This is a genomic window from Lacrimispora sp. (assembly GCF_047605665.1).
Taxonomy (GTDB): Bacteria; Bacillota; Clostridia; order Lachnospirales; family Lachnospiraceae; genus Lacrimispora.
The window spans coordinates 47,761-70,453 of sequence record NZ_JASGFH010000012.1; the positions used below are offsets into that span (position 1 = coordinate 47,761).

Sequence of the window (22,693 nt, forward strand, 5' to 3'; positions counted from 1 at the left end):
GTCTCTTCCCGGTGTTTGTGACCATACGGTTAAATGGTGCCATCCCAGGAATCTACTTTTTCTCTTTTCATTTCTTCTTCATCAAACCAGCGGGTTGTTACGCATTTTGATTCCGTGTAAAAGCGCAGACCGTCTTTGCCCAGGCAGTGAAGGTCGCCAAAGAAAGAATTTTTATGGCCGGAAAACGGGAACATGCCTACGGGCACCGGAATTCCGACGTTAACGCCGACCATGCCGCCATGGGTTCTCTTCTGGAACTCACGGGCGTAATAGCCGTTTTGTGTGAAGATGACGGAGCCGTTGGCAAAGGGACTGCCGTTCATAAGGGCCAGTCCTTCTTCAAAATCCTTAACCCGTTTGATGCACAGTACGGGCCCAAAGATTTCCTGGATTCCCACGGTCATTTCCGAAGTCACATGATCAAAGATGGTGGGGCCCATAAAGAATCCGTTTTCAAATCCGGGAACAGTACAGTTTCTGCCGTCTAAAATCAATTCAGCGCCTTCTGCAATTCCGGTTTCAATCCAGTTGGAAACAAACTGCTTATGGGAAGCGGTGACTACGGGACCGATATCCGTATCCCTGCCGACGGATTCCCCTACTTTCAGGGCTTTGGCCTTTTTCACAAGGCTTGCCACAAGCTGATCTGCAATGGATTCCTGGACAACCACAACGGGAAGAGCCATGCAGCGCTCTCCGGCACAGCCGAAAGCAGCGTTGATGATTCCGGCTGCGGTGCGCTCGATGGGAGCATCCTCTAAGACAAGGGCATGATTTTTCGCCTCACACAGGGCCTGGACCCGCTTGCCGTTTGCAGCGGCTTCTTTATAAATGTGCAGGCCTACAGAAGTGGAGCCTACAAAGCTGATTCCCTTGATATCACGGTGCTTCATGAAGAGCTCCGCTTCATTCCGTGAGCAGGTGACAATGTTTAAGACGCCGTCCGGAAGACCGGCTTCCTGGTAGAGCTCTGCAATCCGCATACAGGTCATGGGAGTAGGGCTGGCAGCCTTGATCACGATGGTGTTGCCTGTGGCGATGCACATGGGAGCCATCCAGCCCATAGGGATCATGGCAGGGAAATTGAAGGGAACGATGCCTGCAAACACGCCTAAGGATTCCCGGTACAAGGCGGTATCCACGCCGCTTGAAGCATCCATCAGGTTTTCTCCCATCAGCAGGTTTGGAGCGTTGATCGCCTGTTCTGTTCCTTCCTTTGCTTTTAAAACATCTCCCTGGGCATCTCCCCAGGACTTTCCGTTTTCCGTAGCGCACAAAGCTGTGAGCTCGTCTAAATGTTCCATAATCAAATCCCTCACGCGGTAAAGAATCTGCACCCTTTTTAGGGCCGGGGTTGCGGACCATGCCGGATAAGCCTTTTTTGCGGATTCGATGGCGTGTTTTACTTCGTCCTCGGTGCAGCAGGGTGCCTTTGCGATGATTTCTCCCGTGCTTGGATTATAGACATCCATGTATTTTTCTGTTTTCGAAGAAATCCAATTACCGCCGGAAAAGAATTGCAATGTTTTCATTTAAGAAACCTCCCTCTCGTCTTTTATTTATATTGTAAGGTCTGCATTTTCATTTTTGCTGTCTGACAGACTGCTTTCATGGGTTCCTGAAACAGCTTGATTCTGTCGTATGCATTTGGATTCTCCTCCATGGCCTTTCGCAGGGTCTTACCAAATGCCATCCGAAGGGATGTGCCGATGTTGATCTTCATGGCGCCGCTCTGGGACAGTTTTGTCAAATCGCTGTCAGCCACTCCGGTTGAGCCGTGGATGACCAGGGGGACGGAAACCTTGTCCCTGATTTCCTTTAACCGGTCAAATTGAAGGTTTGCCGCCTGCTGTTCCATCCGGTGTACGGTTCCGATGGAAACGGCCAGACAGTCCACTTTGGTTGACTCCGCAAAGAACAGGGCATCTTCCGGTTCTGTAAAAACGGTTTTTGCCTGGATAGACGGATCAGAGTATCCTACAGAGCCGATTTCCCCTTCCACCGAGATTCCCAGAGGATGGGCATAATCCACTACCTGTTTCGTTATTGCAATGTTTTCTTCCATGGGAAGCTGTGAGCCGTCAAACATGACGGAGGTAAATCCTGCCTCAATGGCTTCCCTGATGGTGTCAAAGCTGGTGGAATGGTCTAAATGGACGCAGACCGGTACAGAGGCCTGCTCTGCTAAATGGGTCATGATTTTTCCTAAAACAGGCAGGGGCATATGGACTACAGCATCCCTGTTGGCCATTAAAATCACAGGCTCTTTCAGTTCCTCGGCAGCAGCCACCACGGCAGCGGCATCTTCATAGCCGAAGATGTTAAAGGCTGCAATGGCGTAATCCGGATGCTGGCTGAATATGGTATTTAAATTTGTTAACACAGACCAATCCCCCTGTTATTTATCTTTTTCAATTTTGCTGATCACTTCGCCGTAAGCTTCCCTGGATTCCCTGATAAAGCTTTCAAGGGATTTAAAATCAGGCATGGAAGAAGAACAGCTTGGGCTGGCAATTACCATGGAAGCGCTTGCCGTCGCCATTTCCAGTGACTGTTCGATGGTGAAGTTTTTAAGGAGACCGGCTAAAAATGCGCTGGAATAAGCGTCGCCGCCTCCGGTTGCCTTCAGTGCCTTGACAGGAAACGGTTTTACCTGGTAAGCGCTGTTGTCGGAGCAGTAGACCCTGGAGCCTTCCTTTCCGTGTTTGATGATGACAATTTTAGCCCTCTGCTTAAACCAGTGGCTGGCCGTCTGCCAGTCATCGGAATCAGAAGAAGCGACCATGGAATCCATCCGGTCAAATTCTTCCCTGGAGCCCATGATAATATCTGCGTACTTTGCAGCCAATGTATAGTAGATGGAGATTTCGTCATCACTTTTCCAGGTCTGGGGACGGTAGTCGATGTCAAAAACAGTGACGCACTGATTCTTTGCAGCCAGTTCCAGCACCTTAAAAACGGCTTCCCTGGAAGGGGAGGCAGCCAGGGCTGTTCCGGAAATGACGACGCATTTGGCCTTTTTGATATACTCTTCATCAATCTCATCAGGAGAAAGCTGCAAATCGGCAACCGGGCCGCTGCGGTACATCATCAAGTTGGTGCTGCCGTCGGCTCTCGTTTCCGTAAAGGCCAGTCCTAAAGTCTCATCGCCCTTGCACCGGGAGATATGGGAGGTATCAACTCCCTGTTCCTCTAAATAGCCCACAACATAGTCTCCCAGGCTGTCGTTTGAAACCTTTCCGATGAACCCGGTTTTTATGCCCAGATGGCTTAAGCCCGCAGCCGTATTGGCGGGAGAACCGCCTACATATTTATTGAAGGTGGTACAGGCAGTAAATGGCTCGTTAAAATTGACAGGATTAAAATCAATGGCAATCCTCCCCACAGGTACGACGTCAATGGGGCGTGAGGAATCAAATGTGATCATGGACAAATCCATCCTTTCTGAAATCAAAATGATTAAGTTGTGATAATAATTTGATAAAATTATATAGCTTTTATGTTTTTAAGTCAATACTAAAATAAAAAATAGTTATATATCACCATTTTATCCCGGAAATACCAGGGATTGCTTGGAATCCGTATTGACAAGAAAAAAAATACCGTTATAATAAATGATAAACAATTGATAAAGTTTTGAGAGGAGATTGGATGAAACGTTTAAGTTATGATGTTCTGGAAGAGCAGGGCTACAGTGGTTATCTGTTAAAGGAAGGGCCGGAGCGGGTTCTTCAATTTGGAGAAGGCAATTTTCTGCGGGCCTTCGCGGATTATTTTATTGACATCGCAAACGAAAAGGCAGGTTTTCAGGGAAAGGTCTGCATCGTACAGCCCATAAAAAACGGTCTTTCCGATGCGGTCAATGAACAGGAAGGCCTCTGCACCGTTTATCTGCGGGGCTATGAAAACGGGGAAAAGGTGAGCCGCAAGAGAATCATCAGCAGCATAAAACGGGCCATAAACCCCTATGAGGATTACTGGGAATTTTTAAAATGCGCGGCAAATCCCAACTTAAGGTATATCATCAGCAACACCACGGAGGCAGGAATCGCCTTTGACAATGCATGCAGGTATGAAGATACTCCGCCGGATAATTTTCCTGCAAAGCTGACCCGGTTTCTCCATGAGCGTTATCTGACATTCCGGGAGGAAAAAGGAAAGGGCTTTGTTATCTTATCCTGCGAGCTCATTGACCACAACGGAGATGAGCTGAAACGGTGCGTGAAAGAGTATATAAAGCTGTGGGGCCTGGAAGAAAGCTTCCTTTCCTGGCTGGAAAAAGAAAATACTTTCTGCTCCACCATGGTTGACCGGATTGTAACAGGATATCCGGCGTCAGAGATCAGCTATCTGGAAAAAGAAAACGGATATGAGGACCGCCTCATCGACACCGGAGAGATTTTTGCGATCTGGGTCATCGAAGGGCCGGAGTGGCTGAGAGAGGAGCTGCCCTTTGAAAAAGCAGGGCTTCCGGTGATCGTCTGCGGGGACTGCTCCCCTTATAAAAACCGGAAGGTCCGCATCTTAAACGGCGTTCAGACCGGCATGGTTCTGGCTTCTTATCTTTCCGGTTATAATATTGCCCGTTATTGCCTCGATGATCCGGTGATTAAGGGTTATATGGAACGAATGGTATATGAAGAGATCATACCGGCCCTGGACCTGCCTGAGGAAGAAAAGCTTTCCTTTGCAAAAGAGACCTTTGAACGTCTGGCCAATCCCTTCATTGACCATAAGCTGCTGGCAATTTCCCTGAACACCACCTCAAAGTGGAAGGCGAGAGACTTACCCAGTGTGAAAAGCTATTATGAGAAATTCGGAAAGCTTCCCTCCAATCTGGTATTCAGCTTTGCGGCCTATCTGGCTTTCTATCACTGCAGCCTCCTGGAAGACGGGCATATGGTCGGTTTGAGAGGAGAAGAAGAGTACGTTGTAAACGATGACCGGGAGGTTTTGGAATTCTTTATAGAGCACAGGGACGACACCGTTTCCCAGCTCGTTCAGGCCGTATGCAGCAATGAAAAGATGTGGGGCGAGGATTTGACGAAGCTAGGCGATTTCGCCCTGATGGCAGAAGTGTATCTGAACAGGATTTACGAAGTGGGAATGCATGCAGCCATGGAAATGTTATAAATTTCTGGACGGTGCCAAAAGCAGGACCTTTTGGGAGAAGTTGAAAGATATCTTCTCATAAGCTATAATAGAGTGGAGTAATGATGAACGTTTACGATTGGGGGCACATGCATGAAAGACAGCCGTATTAATGAGATGAAAGAGTACATTGAAAAATGCGGGACCGTGTCCATGGAGGACTTGAGTAAGGAGTTTAAAGTATCCCTGGTAACGGTGCGCAGGGATGTCAGTGAGCTGCAGCAGGCAGGCTTGATTGAAAAGGTATACGGCGGCGTCCGGAAAAAATCAGGGGGGAACTTAATTGCCTTTGAAGAGCGGGAGATCAGGAACATTGACGGCAAAATGGCCATCGGGCGCAGGGCAGCAGAGCTTGTGGCTGACCAGGATATCATTTTCATTGATTCCGGAACGACGACGGCATGTGTTGTGGATTTCCTGGAAGGCAGGCAGGTGACGGTCATCACTTCCAGCCTGGAGGTAATTGAAAAGGCGGTAAAGTATGATAACATCGAACTGATCTGTGTCACCGGAATCTATAATAAGACCACCAATTCCTTTGCAGGAATCGATACGGCAGAAGCCCTTGGCAAGTATAACATCACAAAGGCTTTTATGGCGGCGTCGGGAGTCACCATTGAATCGGGCATCACCCATGCGTCACCCTGGGAGTATGACATTAAGACGACGGCGGTGAAAAAAACCGGACACGTTATTTTGATGGCAGATGAAAGCAAGTTCGATGTGGTCACTCTTGTGACCTACTGTACGCTGCAGCAGGTGCATACTGTGATCACCGATGTCCGCCCTCCGGAAGAGTATGTGGAATATTTTGAAGAGCAGGGGATTGATCTGCAGGTTGCAGGTCGGCAGTAATGTTGAGCTTTTTAAAATGAGCATTAGGAATAGGCCCGCCATCTGGCGGGTTTATTTTTTTCGGCATTTTTAAATATAATGGGAAATTTCTATTACCATTGAAAACATACATGTTTCATTGAGAAAAAGGACTCCGTTTTTTATTTTTAAATAGAAGATATTTCGTTCAATATGCATAAGAGGGTCTTTGAATGTACTGAAAATAAAACATTCGATTAGTGCGTTATATACAAAAATAAAATGATGTATTGACATATGAGGTGCATTCTGCTAAATTGTGATTATAAGAATGTGGCAACGTTCCCACATAAAAAATGTAGAAAACAGCTGTGTTTAACTACATTTTTTATTCCCTGACTATGGGAACGTACCCACAAATTGAGAAGGGAGGAAAAAGCTTGGAAAATGGAGTAAAACCCAGACTGGTTGGAATTGTTGGAACCGGATTAATGGGAGCCAGTCTTGCCACATTATTTGTTGGCAATGGGATTGAAGTTGTGATGCTCGGTGTTTCAGATGAATTAATAGGGAAGGGGGTAGAGACAAGCAAAGAGTATTTCAGTAATTTATTGAAAGCCGGCCTGGTTACAGCAAAGCAGATTGAAGTATGCATGTCTAAGCTAAGAACCACAAAGAGCTACGAAGATTTAAAAGACTGTGATTTTATCATTGAAGCAGTTGTAGAAAGGCTTCCGGTAAAGTATGAGGTGTACAAAGAAATAGAAAAGAATTGTTCTGAAGACTGCATCATAACATCAGTGACATCAGCTCTTTCTGTAGAAGATCTTCAGAAAGGCGTTGTACACCCTGAAAGATTTTTGGTTTCTCATCCCTGGAATCCTCCTCACTTGGTTCCCTGCATTGAAGTGGTAAAGGGAGAAAAAACAAGCGAGGAAACTTTAAATACAACAATCGGCTTTTTTAAAGCCGTAAAAAGAGAGGTTGTTGTTGTCAGAAAAAGTGTACCGGGCTTTATTGGAAACAGACTGATGCATGCTATGTTCCGCGAAGCCACATGGCTTGTGGAGAATGGGGTTGCAACACCGGAGGACATTGACCGTACATTGATGTACAGCTTTGGTCCCAGGTATTCCAAGATCGGAATTTTTGAACACAATGATTTTGTGGGGCTTGATTTAGTTAAAAATATATCTGAGTATTTATATCCTGATTTATGCAGTGGACAGGTACCTGCCAATAAGTTGGTGGAACTCAACAGCAGTAACCAAATTGGTTACAAATCGGAGTCAAAAAAGGGGTATCTTGACTGGAATCATAAAGATATGGCGGATTTCAGAAAAAGGCAGGAACAGCCATACTTACAGTTTTTTAACTGGGATTTACCAGAGGTTGCAGATTAACTAAATATTATAGCAGAAAGATGAGGTACAGGAAATGAATTTACCACTCAAAGTTGATCTAAATGGAAAGGTGGCAGTGGTCACCGGTGCAGGCGGCATTCTTTGCGGCAGCATGGCACTGGCACTGGCTTTATCAGGTGCAAAAGTTGCACTTTTAGACATTAATAAGGCAGCGGTTGAAAAGCTTGCAGAAGAAATAAAAGAAGCTGGAGGAGATGCAATTCCGGTTGTCTGCAATGTTCTTGAACAGCAATCCATTAAGGATGCAAGGCAGCAGGTTTTAGATGCATATGGCCCATGTGATATCCTGATTAACGGTGCAGGAGGAAATAATCCAAGAGCCACGACTGACAGTGAAATCTTTCATAAGGATCAACTGGGTAAAGAAAAGACATTTTTTGATATCGGCAAAGAAGACCTGGATTTCGTATTTGGTTTGAATTTTACCGGAACGTTTTTACCAACTCAGGAATTTGCAAAAGACATGATTCTGAAAGAACACAGCAATATTATTAACATTGCTTCTGTAAATACATATCTGCCTCTGACAAAGATTCCGGCATATGCGGCGGCAAAGGAGGCTGTTGGTAATTTTACAAAATGGCTGGCAACTTATTTTTCAGATTCAGGAATCCGGGTAAACGCAATTGCACCAGGATTTTTGGCTACTCATCAGACAAGGCCATTATTTTATGAAGCAGACGGTACAACGCCCACTAAGCGTATGAACAAAATCTTGAACGGTACACCAATGAAGCGTTTAGGAGAGTCTCATGAACTGTTAGGCGCAATACTGTTCCTGCTGAGTGATGAAGCAGCTTCTTTTGTGACAGGAGCGATTATTCCCATCGATGGTGGATATACAGCCTATAGTGGCGTCTAAAGGTAAAGAAGTAAACTGTCAGAAGCTATGTTTTAATGTTTGTTATTTTAAGAAGACAAATAAAGAATTAATTCTATATTTGTAAAAAAGATTGGGGAAGGGCCCACAAACAGGAGGTAAAAAATGAAGAAAAGAAACTTATTGAAAACTGTTGTAGCAGTCGGCTTATCCATGTCCATGTTAGCAGGATGCGCAGGCGGTGGTGCAAGCAGCACAAACGGGAACACAACTGCAGCAGGCGGCACGGAAAAAAGTGAGGAACAGGGGGAAGGTTCCGGAGATGTTGTTAAGATCGCTGCACTCTTTCCATTATCCGGCGTTGGTGCAGATAATGGAAAACAGAATGTGAATGGCTGCCAGTTGGCAGTGGAACACATTAATGCAGCAGGCGGTATTGCCTCTTTGGGCGGTGCCAAGTTAGAACTGGTTACCGGAGATTTAATGAGTGACACCAATCAGTGTAAAACAGTGGCAGAGCGTTTGATGCAGGATACTTCCATCGTAGCTGCAACAGGAGCAAGCGCCAGTTCCTATGTACTTCCTATGCTGCCGGTATTTGAAAAGGTAAAAACTCCCTTTGTTACAGCACAGGTTGCTCCGGCCATTACCAACCAGGGTTATCAGTATGTGTTTGAAACCACAGCTATGGCTCCGGAAAACGGCAAGGTTCAGGTGAACTTCATTAAGTTCTTAAATGAGACACATAATATGGGACTTGAAAAAATCGGCATTATCTATGAAAACACAGAGTATGGTCAGTCCAATGCAAAAAGCGCCGTGGAATTAGCCGGAAATGCCGGATTGGAAATCGTATTTAATGAATCCTTCCCAGCTGGAATTGCTGATGCAAGTGCATTGATCGCAAACTTAAAGCAGAGTGGGGCACAGGTTGTTATCCCTTCCTGCTATACACAGGATGCAAAAACTATTTTTAACACAATGAAGAGCATGAATTACAGCCCGGTTATCGTTGGCGGCGGTTCAGGATTCTTATATCCGGCTTTTGCTAATGAGCTGCAGGATGCAGTAAATGGAATTACTTCTTCCGCTTCAGGATCATGGGATACAAAAAATGTCCAGGACAATGAAGACTTCAAAAAGATTCCAGAACTGTATATGGAAAAATATAATGAGTTCATGACAGAGCAGGCATTGGCATCTTATAACATTATCTGGCTCATTTCACAGGCTTTGGAAAAGAGCGGAAGTACTGACAAAGATGTGTTAAGAGACACCATCCGAGGCATGAATATAGATACTATGGTTGTTGGCGGACCTCTGGCCTTTGATGAAACTGGCTACAATACCAATGCTTATGCTATTATCAATCAGTGGCAGAAACAGGAAGACGGTACCTATTTACCACGTACAATTTTCCCTGAAAGCGCAGCAACAGCAGATTACCAGAAACCCGAATAATAAATGATCGTTTAGTCTTCGAGAACTAATTCACGCAAAGTGTACCGGTTTCCTCCTATGCATGCAATATATGAGGAAACCGGTTCTCAAGACTTTCAAATGGAATGTGAGAAAGGAGTTACATATGATTTGGTTATTTATACAATCAATGATTAATGGATTACTCTCCGGGGGAGTCTATGCGCTGGTTGCTGTTGGAATTACCATTGTATTCGGTGTAATGAAGATGGTTAACTTTGCCATGGGTGAATTTCTGATGCTGGGTATGTATGCAACGTGGATCAGCTATGGATTATTTAACCTTAATACTTATGCCAATGCGCCCTTTGTAATTCTGGCAATGGCGGCAGTTGGATATTTAAGCTATATGTTAGTAATCAGACCTGTCCTCAGGAAAGGAGGAACAGCTTTCATTTTAGTAACGGTGGGACTGTCCTACTTTTTGCAGAATCTGATTGAATTAATTATTGGTCCTAACTTCCAGACAGTTCCTTCTGATATTAAAAGTGCTGCAATTGCCGTAGGTGGATTTACCATTGCCATCCCCAGGCTGATTGCACTGTCAATTGCTTTTGTACTGGTTATTCTTGTAAATATACTTCTGAATAAAACTGTTTTAGGAAAAGCCATGCGTGCAACGTCAGAAAAGCCTGAGGTTGCTCAAATGCTGGGTATTAACATTAACAATACATATGCCTTTGCTTTTGTACTGGGAATTGTTCTGGCAGGAATGGCAGGACTTCTGATCACACCTCTCTATTATGTATATCCGCAGGCAGGAAAGATTTACAGTACAACGGCGTTAATGGCGGTGGTGCTTGGAGGAATGGGAAATATCAAAGGAGCGTTCATTGGTGGAATTGCAATTGGATTAATAGAAGCAGTTGTAGGAACACTTATTGCGCCTGACTTGGGCCCGGCCGGAATCTTTATACTATTTTTGGCAGTTCTGTATTTTAAACCCCAGGGATTATTTGGAAAGGGGGAACGAGTGGCATGAGTTCACTGTTTTCTAATGGAAAGTTTTCAACAAAAAATATTGTTCAGTTAGTGGTATTGATTGCCGTTCTGATACTGCCATTTCTGATCAAGAGTAATTATCTGACAACAGTTATTATCACTTGTTTCACCTTTGGATCTCTTGGCGTTGCCTGGAATCTCATTGGCGGCTATGGCGCACAGATTTCCTGGTGCCATGCAGCCTTTGTGGCAACAGGAGCCTATACCAGTTTTATTTTAAATAAAAATTTTGGTATCAGTCCGTTTGTATGTATTCCACTGGCAATGTTATTGGCACTGGGGATATCTACAATTATTGGATATGGAACCTTGAGGCTGAGAGGACCGTTTTTCTCCATCTCAACCATTGCGTTTGCAGAAATACTTCGAGTGTTGCTTTTGTATTTTAAAGGCATTACCGGAGGAGCATCAGGTCTGTTTGTCACATACCGGGAAGATAGTTTTTGGAATCTGACCTTCAGCAATGATAAACCGTTCTATTATATTATGCTGTTCGTTCTGGTTACTGTTATATTGATTACGGCTGCTTTTGAAAAATCAAAAACCGGATACTATTTAGGTGCAATTAAGGGTGATGAGGATGCTGCGATCTCCCTGGGAATCCCAGCCTTCAAAATTAAACTCAGAGCCTTCCAGTTAAGTGCGGTAATTGCAGCAGCTGTCGGTACGATTTATGCCTTTTTCTTAACTTATATAGATCCTGCAAGTATATGTGGAATGGATTTGTCTGTTAAGATTGGCGTGGTAGCTATTGTAGGCGGTATAGGGACTTTATGGGGACCGGTAGTCGGTGCATTTGTTATTATCCCCCTGATTGAATTTGCAAGTCATTTGATGGGGCAGCAGGGAGGAACCAATCTTCTCTATGGTCTGGCACTTATGACGGTGGTTATATTCCGTTCAGATGGATTGCTTTCCATTTATACCGAGTTCAGAGAAAAACAAAACAAGAAGGTAGCGCTTAAAAATTCTAAGTAGGAGTCAGGGGAGGAATTCTTATGGAACCATTGTTGCAAGTAGAAAATATTTCAATCTCTTTTGGCGGGATTAAAGCGGTTCAAAATGTTTCGTTTGATATCGGAAAAGGAGAGGTGCTGGGATTAATCGGACCCAATGGGTCAGGTAAATCTACCACTGTAAACCTGATTTCGGGAGCATATAAGACCCAGACAGGTGGGATTACATTTGATGGGAAAGCTCTGACGGAAAAAGAGGGAATTGTTGAAAGGGCTCATCTGGGAATTGGAAGAACGTTTCAGTCCCCCCGTCCTTTCGGAAATTTAACCGTATATGATAACATTTTTACAATCTTTCTGCAAAAGTATTCTCACCAGGAGGCACATACAAAAACAGAGGAAGTTTTATCTGACACCGGCCTGGGTAATTTGCGGAACATGAACAGCATGAAACTTCCCATCGAAAAGAGAAAATGGCTGGATCTTGCCAGAGTACTGGCAATAGAGCCTAAGCTGGTTATGCTTGATGAGGTTATGGCAGGTCTGAATCCTTCTGAAATGGAAGATAGTTTGGCCCTTGTCAGGAAAATTAATTCCAAAGGGATTTCAGTTTTGTTTATTGAACACGTCATGAAGGCGGTGGTATCAATCTGCACCAGGGTTGTGGTACTGAATGAAGGTAAGTTTCTCTGTGAAGGAATACCGAAAGAAGTGCTTCAGCGTAAAGAGGTTATTGAAGCATATCTGGGAGGAGGACACGCCAATGATTAAAATTGATAAGATATGTGCAGGATATGGCGATCTGAAAGTACTGTTCGATCTGTCAATGCACATTGATAAAGGAGAGGTCGTATCACTGGTAGGGTCAAATGGTGCAGGAAAAACCACCTTGCTCAGAATTATTTCCGGGTTGGAGCCGGTTACCTCCGGTTCACTTACTTATATGGATATCGACCTTCTAAAAGAGAAACCGGAGAAACGGGCAGACTTGGGCATTGCACATATTCCCCAGGGAAGAGGGATACTTGGAACTCTTACCATTGAAGAAAACCTCATACTGGGAGCCTATTCAAAAAAAGTGAGAGCTAATCTGGATAAAAATATGAAGCATGCCTATGAACTGTTTCCGATCCTGGAAGAAAGGAAATATCAGCTGGCAGGTTCCCTAAGCGGAGGGCAGCAGCAGATGCTGGCAATCGGAAGAGCGCTGATGATGGAGCCTAAACTGCTTATGCTGGATGAGCCTTCTCTGGGACTTGCCCCTATCGTAGTAGAGGATATGTTCCGGATCATAGCAGATGTGGCGAAAAGCGGAATGAGCATACTGATTGTAGAACAGAATCTTGTGCAGGCTCTTTCCGTAGCAGACCGGGGATACGTTCTTGAAACAGGAAACATTGTACTGGAAGGAAGTGCAAAAGAGTTACTGGAGAATGAGGATATAAGAGCAGCGTATCTGGGAGTTTAAAACAGGGGGAATTGCAGCAAATCCTCAGTTTATGATTTTGACAGGTAAGACTTACCTATAGTATACTGAATACATCTAAAATATAACATATGAGGTGAAAAGCTATGCCAAATATATCAATAAAGGATGTTGCAGTATACGCCAAGGTTTCAAAATCCACAGTATCCAGGGTGGTTTCCCAAAAAGGCTATGTCAGTGATTCTTCGAGAATTGCTGTCATGCAGGCAATTGAGGAGCTTGGCTATTCACCTAATACTTTGGCGAGAAGCCTTGTGAGCAATCAAAGTAAAACAATCGGGATATGTGTCCCTTTCTTAAATACACCCTTTTTTGCCAGTATGATGGAAGGAATTGAGTCAGAAGCGGACAGAAACGATTATGACGTGTTCATCTATCATACAAAAGATAGTATTGAACAGGAAAAAAGGGCAATAGAAAAGTTAATTGCAAGAAGAGTTGACGGAATTATTATTATACCGGTAGATACAAAAGGCAGGCAGATAAAAAAGGCCATAGGTTCCACCCCCTGTGTTTATCTGATACGCCAGCCCTCTGAATTACAGTCCATTAATATGGTTTCTGTTGATGATTATATGGGGAGCCGTAACGCATTAGAGGTCCTGATTCACAAAGGTCATCGGAAAATTGGAATGATCAGGGGAGTCGATGTCTATTCTACCATGCGTGACCGGTGGAGAGCATGTGAAGACGTATGCAATCAGTATGGAATTGACCTGGATTTGCGATATGTTAAAACAAGCGAATTGAATTTTAAAAGTGCCCATCTGGCAGCAAAAGAGCTTTTAGCTGATTATAAAGAATTCAGCGCAATCTATTCGCTGCATTACTGGGGATGTGCAGGCCTTATAAAAGAGGCGAGAGACAGAGGAATCCAAATCCCAAGGGATATTTCTCTATCTTCTTTTGAGGCATTTGATGACTGGAATACGATTATGCCCATGAGCATAACATCAAACCGCTATCCATCAGTTGAAATGGGACAATCGGCAGTCAAACTGTTACATCAAATAATCCAAAGTGATTCTAACATATCTACAAGCAGTGTTTTATTGCATCCAAGTTTTCAAGAAGGAAAGTCAGTCGTAGAATTCAAGGATTAACAGTGAAAGACCCCTAAATCCTCTGATTAATAAGCTTACTTCCTTTCATAAAACAAGGACTTGAAAGTGAAAAAGGAGGAATTAAACGTGCTGTGCCCAATGAAGGAGTTGCTTTTACAGGCGGAAAAAGAAAACCGGGCTGTAGGAGCGTTTAGTGTAGGCAATATGGAAATGGTGATAGGTGCTTTAAAAGCAGCTGAGGAAATGAATACTCCTGTCATCATACAGATTGCTGAAGTAAGGCTTAGGCATTCACCGCTGGCCTGTATGGCCCCTATGATGGTTCAGGCAGCGAGGGAGGCAAAAGTTCCGGTTGCTGTTCATCTTGACCATGGTTTAAGTATGGAGGTCCTTTGCAAGGCAATTGGCTTTGGCTTTTCTTCTGTCATGTTTGATGGATCGTCATTGCCATTTGAAGAAAATATCAGTGAGACAAAAAAGGCAGTACATGTTGCAAGCAAGTACAAGGTAACAACGGAGGCGGAACTGGGAGTTGTGGGAGGCAGTGAAGACGGAAGTGCAAACCACAAGATCAAATATACCGACCCGGAACAGGCCAAACGTTTTGTCCTTGAAACAGGGGTGGATGCCCTGGCGGTGGCCATTGGAAATGCCCATGGTCATTACGCAACTGAGCCAAAGCTTAATTTTGAGGTCCTGGAAACAATCCGTAACTGTGTGGACGTGCCATTGGTTTTACACGGTGGGTCTGGTATTTCGGCCCAGGATTTCAGAAAATGCATTGATCATGGAGTGAGGAAAATCAACATAGCTACGGCCAGCTTTACAGCTTTAACAAAATCGGCAGAAAATTATTTAAAAACCGAAGAACCTCATAACTATTTTGCCCTCAATGAAGCCATGATTGACGGTGTTTTGCAAAACGTGAAGAACTGCATATATATCTTTAACAATAAAGGAGAAATCTAAATGAAATATATTGAATTTGATCAGTCAAGAGAATTTGATCTGGTTTTAGTAGGCCGTGTGGCTATTGATTTTAATCCAATCGATTATTTTAAACCCCTTGATCAATGTGAAACATTTCGGAAATATTTAGGCGGCTCTCCGGCAAACATCGCAGTTGGAATGGCCCGCCTTGGAAAAAAGATCGGATTTTTTGGAAGAGTTTCTGATGACCAGTTTGGTACATATGTGGAAAATTATTTCCAAAATGAAGGCATTGACATATCAAGAATCAGACGGTGTGAAAACGGAGAAAAGCTTGGACTCACATTTACCGAGATTTTAAGCCCGGAAGAGAGCAGCATCCTCATGTATCGGAACGGAATTGCGGATCTTCAGTTATGTGTTGATGATATCGATGAAGAGTATATCAAAAATACGAAGGCAATCCTGATTTCCGGAACAGCTCTTGCAGAAAGCCCTTCCCGTGAGGCAGCATTAAAGGCGGTGGCTCTTGCAAAGAGGAATAACACCAAGATTATATTTGATATCGACTACAGAGCATATAACTGGAAAAATAAAGACGAGATCGCAATCTATTATTCCAGGGTTGCAAATGAAAGCGACATCATCTTAGGGTCCAGAGAAGAGTATGATTTGACAGAAAGTCTCATTGAACCGGGAAGAGATGACAGACAGACGGCAACCCACTGGTTTGCACAGGGAGCTAAGATTGTTGTAATCAAACATGGTAAAAAAGGATCAACTGCTTATACATATGACGAAAAGAGCTATTCCATTAAACCGTTCCCGGTAAATGCACTGAAAGGCTTTGGCGGTGGAGATGGATATGCCAGTGCTTTCCTGTATGGTTTGTTTGAAGGAATGGAAATGATTGACTGCCTGGAGATGGGAAGTGCAGAAGCGGCCATGCTGGTTGCAAGCCATGGATGCAGCGCAGATATGCCCAGTGTAGAAGCGGTAATGGAATTTATCAGAAAGAGCAAAGAAGAACATGGCGATATGGTCGCCAGAGCATAAAACAGAAAACTGATCGTAACCTATTGAATGCTGTTGAGTGAAACAGGAGGAAAAAAAGATGAGTGATGTAACAAAAATAATGCCATTTATTAATGGTTCCTATGTAGAGTCCAAAACAACAAAATATACAGAGGCTTATAATCCCAGTACAGGTGAAGTGACAGCTATGGTTCCGTGCTGTACAGAAGAAGAAGTAGAAACAGCAATTGCAAGCGCCAAAGCTGCATTTCCGGGCTGGTCCTCTACTCCGGTCATTAGGCGGGTACAGATTCTGTATAAGGTGAGAGAACTGATCATTGAGCATATGGATGAACTGACAGAACTGGTAGCAAGAGAAAACGGAAAGAACTGGTCAGAAGCACAGGGCGATGTATTAAAGGCAAAAGAAGGAACAGAGCATGCAATTTCAGCCCCCAACCTGATGAAGGGTGAAAGCCTGATGGACGCTTCCAGTGGATACGACACAGTGTTATACCATGAACCATTGGGAGTTTTTGCAGGAATCGTTCCTTATAATTTTCCTGCTATGATCCCTATGGGCTGGATGATTCCGACCTGTATTGCCACAGGAAATACAATCGTAGTGAAAGCGTCATCCTTCACTCCTAGAACAGTGCTGCGTATGGTGGAATTATATAAAGAAGCGGGATTGCCTGATGGTGTTATAAACATACTTACCTGCTCCAGAGTTGAGGCTGAAATCTTCTTAAAGCATCCGGATATCAAAGGTGTTTCCTTTGTTGGATCTACATCTGTTGGTCTGCACATTTACACCACTGCAGCGGCAAATGGAAAGAGAGTACAGGCCCTTTGCGAAGCAAAGAATCATGCCCTGGTATTAAATGATGCCGCAATTAACCGTACTGCAGCCGGAATTGTAAATTCCGCCTTTGGCTGCGCCGGACAGCGTTGTATGGCTCTTCCTACCATAGTGGTTCAGGAAGATATAGCAGACGAACTGGTGGATGCAATTAAGAGGATTGCCAATGGACTTAAGGTTGGACCGGCTTATGATAAGAGTACCGCATTAGGCCCGGTTGTTAATGCGGCTCAGAAAGAATCCGTCAGCAATTGGATACAAAAGGGAATTGATGAAGGTGCCACCGTTGTTTTAGATGGAAGGGATATCGTTGTGGAAGGATTTGAAAAAGGCTTCTACTTAGGACCAACCATTTTAGATCACGTCACCGACGAGATGACTGTAGGTACCAATGAAATCTTCGGTCCGGTATTGTGTATCAAGAGAGTAAAGACATTTGAAGAGGGTCTGGCGTTGATGAATGCAAATCCATTTGCCAATGGCTCCGTAATCTATACACAGAGCGGATACTATTCCAGAGAATTTATGCGTCATACAGATGGCGGAATGGTAGGAATCAATGTTGGCATTCCGGTTCCCGTAGGAATGTTCCCGTTCTCCGGACATAAAAACTCCTTCTTTGGAGATCTTCATTGCCTGGGCAAGGATGGCTATCGTTTCTATACCGAAACAAAGGTTGTTACAACCCATTGGTTTGATGAACATGAAGCCAAGCAGACAAAAACCTCTACCTGGGATGGAACAATCTAAGAATTAACTGCAGGTGCATAAAAACTAAATTCAGTGGTATATATCCCGGAATGCTTTCCTTACACAGTACAGGAGGAATAGATATGGCAAGAAATTTCATTGTGCCTAAAGAGATTATCACAGGTGTTGGAGCGCTTACATTGGCGGAAGAAAGAATAAAAATGTTGGGAACAAAGGCCCTTGTGGTTACTGACAAGATAATGGTTCAATTGGGCAATGCCGGCAAAGTTGAAGAGGCATTGCAAAATCAAGGTATTGAATTCGCGACTTATGCAGATATTGCCGGGGAACCTAACGATGTAATGATAAAGAAGGGCCTGGAAGTTTTTAAACAGGAAAAATGTGATTTTCTAATAGCCATTGGAGGCGGGAGTCCTATTGATGCCATGAAAGCAATCGCTTTATTAGCTGGAAATGGCGGTGATATTCCTGATTATGCGGGGAAAGTAATTAGCGGGAGCCTGCCGGCAATGACGGCTATTCCTACAACGGCAGGAACGGGTTCTGAGGTTACACAGTTTACTGTCATTATAGATACAAACAATGACAGTAAACTGTTACTGAAGGGAAGATCATTGATGCCCGATATTGCAGTCATTGATCCGCAGTTTACAATGACTGCTCCCCCAGGAATTACAGCAGCAACAGGACTGGATGCCCTGACACATGCCATTGAAGCATATACATCGCGGGAATCTCAAACTTTATCCGACAGCTTTGCTCTTTCCGCTGTAAAAAGAATATTTCAATTTCTTCCGACAGCATTTCGCGGCGGGGATTGTGTGGAGGCCAGAGAGCAGATGGCGATTGCAGCATTAGAAGCTGGAATTGCATTCAACAATTCTTCGGTAACTCTTGTACACGGAATGAGCCGTCCAATAGGAGCATTATTTCATGTACCCCACGGAATTTCCAATGCCATGATTTTGAAGGAATGCCTGACATTTGCTTTAAGCGGAGCAGAAAAGCAGTTTGGAGACTTGGGAAGAGCAATACATGTGGCAAAAGAGGAAGATTCCGATCAGGAATCGGGACTTAGATTTCTACAAGAAGTTGAGAAGCTTTGCAAAGAATTGAAAGTTCCGAGTATGAAGGAATACGGAATTGATAAAGAAAAGTATTTTGAAGTAATAGATAAAATGGCCCGTGATGCGATGGAAAGTGGAAGTCCGCAAAATACAAGAAGAAACGTATCGCAAAGTGATATTGAACAACTTTATAAGAATAACTGGTAGACAAAGAGGAGCGTTGTAAAACAGATGAAAAATCATCTATGGAGCAGCGTTCTTTTTTATAAGTTTTTTCAAATACATAAAAGTTACATGCCTTAGGGAATGAAATAAACAAAAACGGAAATAAACATACAAAAACGAATATATTTTGTTTGCAAATGTATGAAAATGTGTTATATTATAAGAAGGAGGAAAGATAACGAACAAAAAACAAAAATAATAATCGTTATCTAGAAAGGTGATGAAGAAATTAAACAAAAAAGCGAGTGAAATGAGTTTGGCAGAGCTGGCTTCTTACATTGATTATTCTGTTTTAAAACCAGAATTTACTGAGCAGGAAATCATTGACCTCACAAAGGATGGAGTGAAGCTGAAGTGTGCAACAATTTGTATTAATCCAGGGTACATGTATTTATGTGAGCCATATGTCAAAGGAACAGATACAATGCTGTGTCCGGTAACAGACTTCCCATTCGGTACAAGTTCTACAGAATCCAGGGTACAGCAGATCGAGAACGCAGCTCAATATGATACAGTCAAAGAAGTAGATATCGTTGTGAATTTTGGACTGATCAGAAGCGGAAAATATGAGGAAGTAACAAAAGACCTTAAGGCCTGCGTGGAGGCAGCACATAAATATGGAAGAGAGCTGAAAGTTATTTTTGAGACAGACGCCTTGACGGAAGAACAGGTAAGAAAAACGTGTCATTGCTGTGTAGAAGCCGGTGCGGATTTTGTGAAAACAAGTACAGGGTTTTTGACTGGATTTGAGTCTAAGGGAGCTGCTCCTGAAATCATCAAGATTATGATGGAAGAGGTTGGTAATAAGTGCAAGATTAAGGGTAGTGGCTGTATTCGTACGAGGGAGCATTTTTTACAGTTAATTGATATGGGTATTGACAGAATGGGTGTTGGCTATAAATCAGTTCCTGTTGTGCTGGGATTAGAAAATAGTGATTCCAAATCAAAGGATACTTATTAGTTAGTTAAAGGCTTCCTTCTCTCAAATTAATATATGAAAGAAGTGAGGATCATCATGATTGCAAGCACAGTATTTGAAAAAATAATTGAAATAGAGAGAGAAATATTTTAAGGATTATTTTCGTAAAATTTCGATTGATAATGAAAAATGTATTTTTTTGTTTATTTTATTTTTATTTTGAATTAGAATATTGGTAGTAAACTAAGAAAAGGTGAGGAGCAATCATGATTGCAAGTCAAAGATTTGAAAAGATAGTAGAAATAGTAAATAATAAAAAAATAGTAAATACACGGGAATTGGCACAGATTTTGGGGGTGACAGAAACTACAATTCGGCGAGATTGCGAAGAACTGGAGCAGAAAGGAAAATTAATAAGAGTTCATGGTGGTGCAAAGAGTATAAACCAAAAAACCATTTTATCAAACCTGGATGAAAAGGAAATGAGGGAACGGACAGAGAACTATGAAGAAAAAGATTTGGTTTGTAAAAAGGCTGCTTCTTTTGTAAAAGACGGAGACTGCATTTTTCTGGATGGAGGAACGACCCTTGTTCCAATGGTGAAATATTTAAAAGGAAAGAATGTTAAAATTGTTACTCATAGTATGCTGATTGCAGAAGCGTTTCACGATACTGGATCTGAACTATTTGTTATAGGTGGTAAATATATTCCGGAATATAACATGTCGGTGGGTCCTATAACGCTAGGTAATCTGGCACATTTTAATTTTGATTACTCTTTTCTTGGATGTGCCGGATTTGATTTGAACCGGCAGATGATATATACAGCGGAGATGGAAACAATGTTAATTAAAGAAAAAGTAATGGAGCTTGCGGTCAAAAATTATATGCTTATTGATTCGTCAAAATTTTCAATTAGAGGATTTTACAGTTTTGCTTCCAGTTCATGTTTTGATGCAGTTATTTGTAATGCTTCTGATAATATAAATCAGGATGAACTGCCGGATAATTTTATTGTTGTCCAGTAATGTTATTGCTTATTTGACTCGTACTGAAGATTATTGCAATATAAGATCCAAAGCACTATAAAATTGGAATCAATATATTCATAAAAAATTGAAAATGATGGGAGTTAAAAAAGAATGTTTTTCTTTAATGGCAGATAATGCACTAAAAGATGGGAATGCGTTCAGTAATCCGAGGAAGGGAACAAAAGAGAATATCATAAGGCTGTTTGAACAGGCGTATGAATAAAAATAGATTTGAGTTTGTTTCTATAATTAGAAAATAAGAGTTGAGAGTATATGTTAAAAGTAAGTCCGTCTGATGGCGGGCTTATTTGCTGTCCAGAAGTTATATTCCTTTTATAAAACTGATTTTGACACAACATCTGTTGTCATGTATAATCAAGGAAGTCTGCATTTTACTATTCGTAAGGAGGGACGTGTATGCGTTCTAAAAATATCTACTGGCTTTTATTTTCAAAAATGTTTTTTATCAGTGCCTTCACCTTTGGCGGCGGTTATGTGGTGCTCCCAATGCTTCAGCGTTATTTCGTTGATGAAAACCCATTGATTGAATCGGAAGAACTCCTGGATATGGCCGCAATTGCCCAGTCTTCTCCAGGCGCCATCGCTGTCAATATCTCCGTCCTCACCGGGTATCACTTAAGAGGAATAAAAGGCGGGATCGTGGCAGGGATCGCCACCACGCTTCCTTCCCTGCTGGTTCTTTCGGTTATCTCCATGTTTTACGCCGCTTTTCGGGACAATGCACTCATCTCAGCCATTTTAAAAGGCATGGAGGCAGCGGTTGCCGCAACCATTGTGGACTTCATATTCACCATGGCTTCTGCCATTACAAAAGAAAAGAGCTGGTACTTCACCCTGCTCATCCCGGCAGCCTTTATCGCCAGCTTTGTATTTGATGTCCCTGTTGCCCTGATTCTTTTGACCAGCATCATTTGTTCTGCCCTGTATGCTCTGTGGGTTGTGAAAGGAAAGACTTGCCATGAAAGCGCTTCTTGATTTATTTTTGACTTTTTTCAATATCGGGTTATTCAGCATTGGCGGGGGTTACGCCGTCATCCCCCTCATCCAGCAGCAGGTCGTTGAACAGGCCGGATGGCTCACCTTACAGGAATACAGTGATATCATTATTATTTCGCAGATGACGCCGGGACCTCTCGCCGTCAACACCTCCACCTTTGTGGGCATTCGCGTGCTGGGAACCCTGGGGGCCGTAGTTGCAACCTTTGGATGTGTGATCGGCGGCTGCGTCATATCTTTGGCGCTTTACCGCTGGTATTTAAAGCACAAGCAGAATCAAACCATTTTTTATATTGTAAAAGGCCTCAAATCCGCTTCCCTGGGTCTGATTATTTCAGCCGGTGTCCTCATGATCTTTCTCGCTTTTTTTGGAACCATGGAGCCCAGCTTTAAGACCGGCTCCATAAACGTCATTGCACTTTGCATCTTCGCAGTCTCATTCTTTCTGCTTCGTAAATATAAAATGAATCCCATACTCATACTGACACTCAGCGGTGTGGCAGGGATTGTGCTCTATTATCCGTGGTAACATCTTTAAATTCCTCCATTGAATTTCAGAAAATGAAGCCGGCTTTGCCTGTAGCAGAGCCAGTTTCATTTTTTTTATCGTGCCAAAATTCATTCATAAGCCGCAAATTGCCGGAAAAAATCAATAAAAGAATCTGACGTATTGCCAAGTAAATCCATATTGAGAAAGGGGAAAATACACAAAAATACAAAAG

Annotated in this window: 21 protein-coding genes; 18 read left to right on the forward strand and 3 right to left on the reverse strand. The window is 43.0% G+C overall.

From position 1 onward, the window contains the following. Window positions 1-29: 29 nt before the first annotated feature. The 3 genes from QM657_RS11260 to iolC (QM657_RS11270) are packed head-to-tail and all read right to left on the reverse strand — an operon-like array spanning window position 30 to window position 3,427. The gene (locus tag QM657_RS11260) at window positions 30-1,532 is read right to left on the reverse strand and encodes a CoA-acylating methylmalonate-semialdehyde dehydrogenase (protein ID WP_415066754.1); all 1,503 of its coding nucleotides are present in this window, start codon (window positions 1,530-1,532) and stop codon (window positions 30-32) included. Between the two features lie 23 nt (window positions 1,533-1,555). Continuing rightward, on the reverse strand, window positions 1,556-2,383 hold the full coding sequence (locus QM657_RS11265) for a class II fructose-bisphosphate aldolase (RefSeq protein ID WP_415066755.1): 828 nt from the start codon (window positions 2,381-2,383) through the stop codon (window positions 1,556-1,558). A gap of 15 nt (window positions 2,384-2,398) precedes the next feature. Then, complete coding sequence (gene iolC, locus QM657_RS11270; protein WP_415066756.1) at window positions 2,399-3,427, reverse strand: 5-dehydro-2-deoxygluconokinase; 1,029 nt, start codon at window positions 3,425-3,427, stop codon at window positions 2,399-2,401. 224 nt (window positions 3,428-3,651) lie between these two features. Between iolC (QM657_RS11270) and QM657_RS11275 the strand changes: the two genes are divergently transcribed. From QM657_RS11275 to QM657_RS11360, 18 genes are all read left to right on the forward strand, one after another. Further along, window positions 3,652-5,133: a tagaturonate reductase gene (locus tag QM657_RS11275; RefSeq protein ID WP_415066757.1), complete on the forward strand. Its 1,482-nt coding sequence runs from the start codon at window positions 3,652-3,654 to the stop codon at window positions 5,131-5,133. Window positions 5,134-5,244: 111 nt separating this feature from the next. Further along, on the forward strand, window positions 5,245-6,006 hold the full coding sequence (locus QM657_RS11280) for a DeoR/GlpR family DNA-binding transcription regulator (RefSeq protein ID WP_415066758.1): 762 nt from the start codon (window positions 5,245-5,247) through the stop codon (window positions 6,004-6,006). A 359-nt stretch (window positions 6,007-6,365) separates the two neighbouring features. Next, window positions 6,366-7,367 (forward strand): 3-hydroxyacyl-CoA dehydrogenase family protein, encoded by a 1,002-nt coding sequence (locus QM657_RS11285; RefSeq protein ID WP_415066759.1) that lies wholly within the window; start codon window positions 6,366-6,368, stop codon window positions 7,365-7,367. Window positions 7,368-7,401: 34 nt separating this feature from the next. Next, the gene (locus tag QM657_RS11290) at window positions 7,402-8,250 is read left to right on the forward strand and encodes an SDR family oxidoreductase (RefSeq protein ID WP_415066760.1); all 849 of its coding nucleotides are present in this window, start codon (window positions 7,402-7,404) and stop codon (window positions 8,248-8,250) included. 123 nt (window positions 8,251-8,373) lie between these two features. Beyond that, a complete protein-coding gene (locus tag QM657_RS11295) occupies window positions 8,374-9,669 on the forward strand; it encodes an ABC transporter substrate-binding protein (RefSeq protein WP_415066761.1) in 1,296 nt (431 codons plus the stop codon). A 148-nt stretch (window positions 9,670-9,817) separates the two neighbouring features. Further along, the gene (locus tag QM657_RS11300) at window positions 9,818-10,669 is read left to right on the forward strand and encodes a branched-chain amino acid ABC transporter permease (protein WP_415066762.1); all 852 of its coding nucleotides are present in this window, start codon (window positions 9,818-9,820) and stop codon (window positions 10,667-10,669) included. Then, window positions 10,666-11,667 carry a branched-chain amino acid ABC transporter permease gene (locus QM657_RS11305; protein ID WP_415066763.1) on the forward strand — a complete coding sequence of 334 codons (1,002 nt, stop codon included), beginning with the start codon at window positions 10,666-10,668 and terminating at the stop codon, window positions 11,665-11,667. The genes QM657_RS11300 and QM657_RS11305 overlap by 4 nt, the downstream gene beginning before the upstream one ends. Before the next feature lie 20 nt (window positions 11,668-11,687). After that, a complete protein-coding gene (locus QM657_RS11310) occupies window positions 11,688-12,416 on the forward strand; it encodes an ABC transporter ATP-binding protein (RefSeq protein ID WP_415066764.1) in 729 nt (242 codons plus the stop codon). Next, window positions 12,409-13,113, forward strand: a complete 705-nt coding sequence (locus QM657_RS11315) for an ABC transporter ATP-binding protein (protein WP_415066765.1) — start codon at window positions 12,409-12,411, stop codon at window positions 13,111-13,113. Before QM657_RS11310 ends, QM657_RS11315 begins: the two co-directional genes overlap by 8 nt. Before the next feature lie 104 nt (window positions 13,114-13,217). Further along, complete coding sequence (locus QM657_RS11320) at window positions 13,218-14,234, forward strand: LacI family DNA-binding transcriptional regulator (protein ID WP_415066766.1); 1,017 nt, start codon at window positions 13,218-13,220, stop codon at window positions 14,232-14,234. 99 nt (window positions 14,235-14,333) lie between these two features. Then, window positions 14,334-15,164: a class II fructose-bisphosphate aldolase gene (locus QM657_RS11325; protein WP_415066844.1), complete on the forward strand. Its 831-nt coding sequence runs from the start codon at window positions 14,334-14,336 to the stop codon at window positions 15,162-15,164. Beyond that, window positions 15,165-16,181 carry a 5-dehydro-2-deoxygluconokinase gene (iolC, locus tag QM657_RS11330; RefSeq protein ID WP_415066767.1) on the forward strand — a complete coding sequence of 339 codons (1,017 nt, stop codon included), beginning with the start codon at window positions 15,165-15,167 and terminating at the stop codon, window positions 16,179-16,181. It abuts the gene before it with no gap. A 58-nt stretch (window positions 16,182-16,239) separates the two neighbouring features. Next, window positions 16,240-17,751, forward strand: coding sequence for a CoA-acylating methylmalonate-semialdehyde dehydrogenase (locus tag QM657_RS11335; RefSeq protein ID WP_415066768.1), 1,512 nt, complete (start codon window positions 16,240-16,242; stop codon window positions 17,749-17,751). An 83-nt stretch (window positions 17,752-17,834) separates the two neighbouring features. Continuing rightward, window positions 17,835-18,986 (forward strand): iron-containing alcohol dehydrogenase, encoded by a 1,152-nt coding sequence (locus QM657_RS11340; RefSeq protein WP_415066769.1) that lies wholly within the window; start codon window positions 17,835-17,837, stop codon window positions 18,984-18,986. A 238-nt stretch (window positions 18,987-19,224) separates the two neighbouring features. Beyond that, a complete protein-coding gene (deoC, locus tag QM657_RS11345; RefSeq protein ID WP_415066770.1) occupies window positions 19,225-19,965 on the forward strand; it encodes a deoxyribose-phosphate aldolase in 741 nt (246 codons plus the stop codon). A 224-nt stretch (window positions 19,966-20,189) separates the two neighbouring features. Continuing rightward, window positions 20,190-20,951 (forward strand): DeoR/GlpR family DNA-binding transcription regulator, encoded by a 762-nt coding sequence (locus QM657_RS11350; protein WP_415066771.1) that lies wholly within the window; start codon window positions 20,190-20,192, stop codon window positions 20,949-20,951. A gap of 420 nt (window positions 20,952-21,371) precedes the next feature. Then, complete coding sequence (locus QM657_RS11355; RefSeq protein WP_415066772.1) at window positions 21,372-21,950, forward strand: chromate transporter; 579 nt, start codon at window positions 21,372-21,374, stop codon at window positions 21,948-21,950. Continuing rightward, a complete protein-coding gene (locus QM657_RS11360) occupies window positions 21,934-22,500 on the forward strand; it encodes a chromate transporter (protein ID WP_415066773.1) in 567 nt (188 codons plus the stop codon). Before QM657_RS11355 ends, QM657_RS11360 begins: the two co-directional genes overlap by 17 nt. Window positions 22,501-22,693 lie beyond the last annotated feature (193 nt).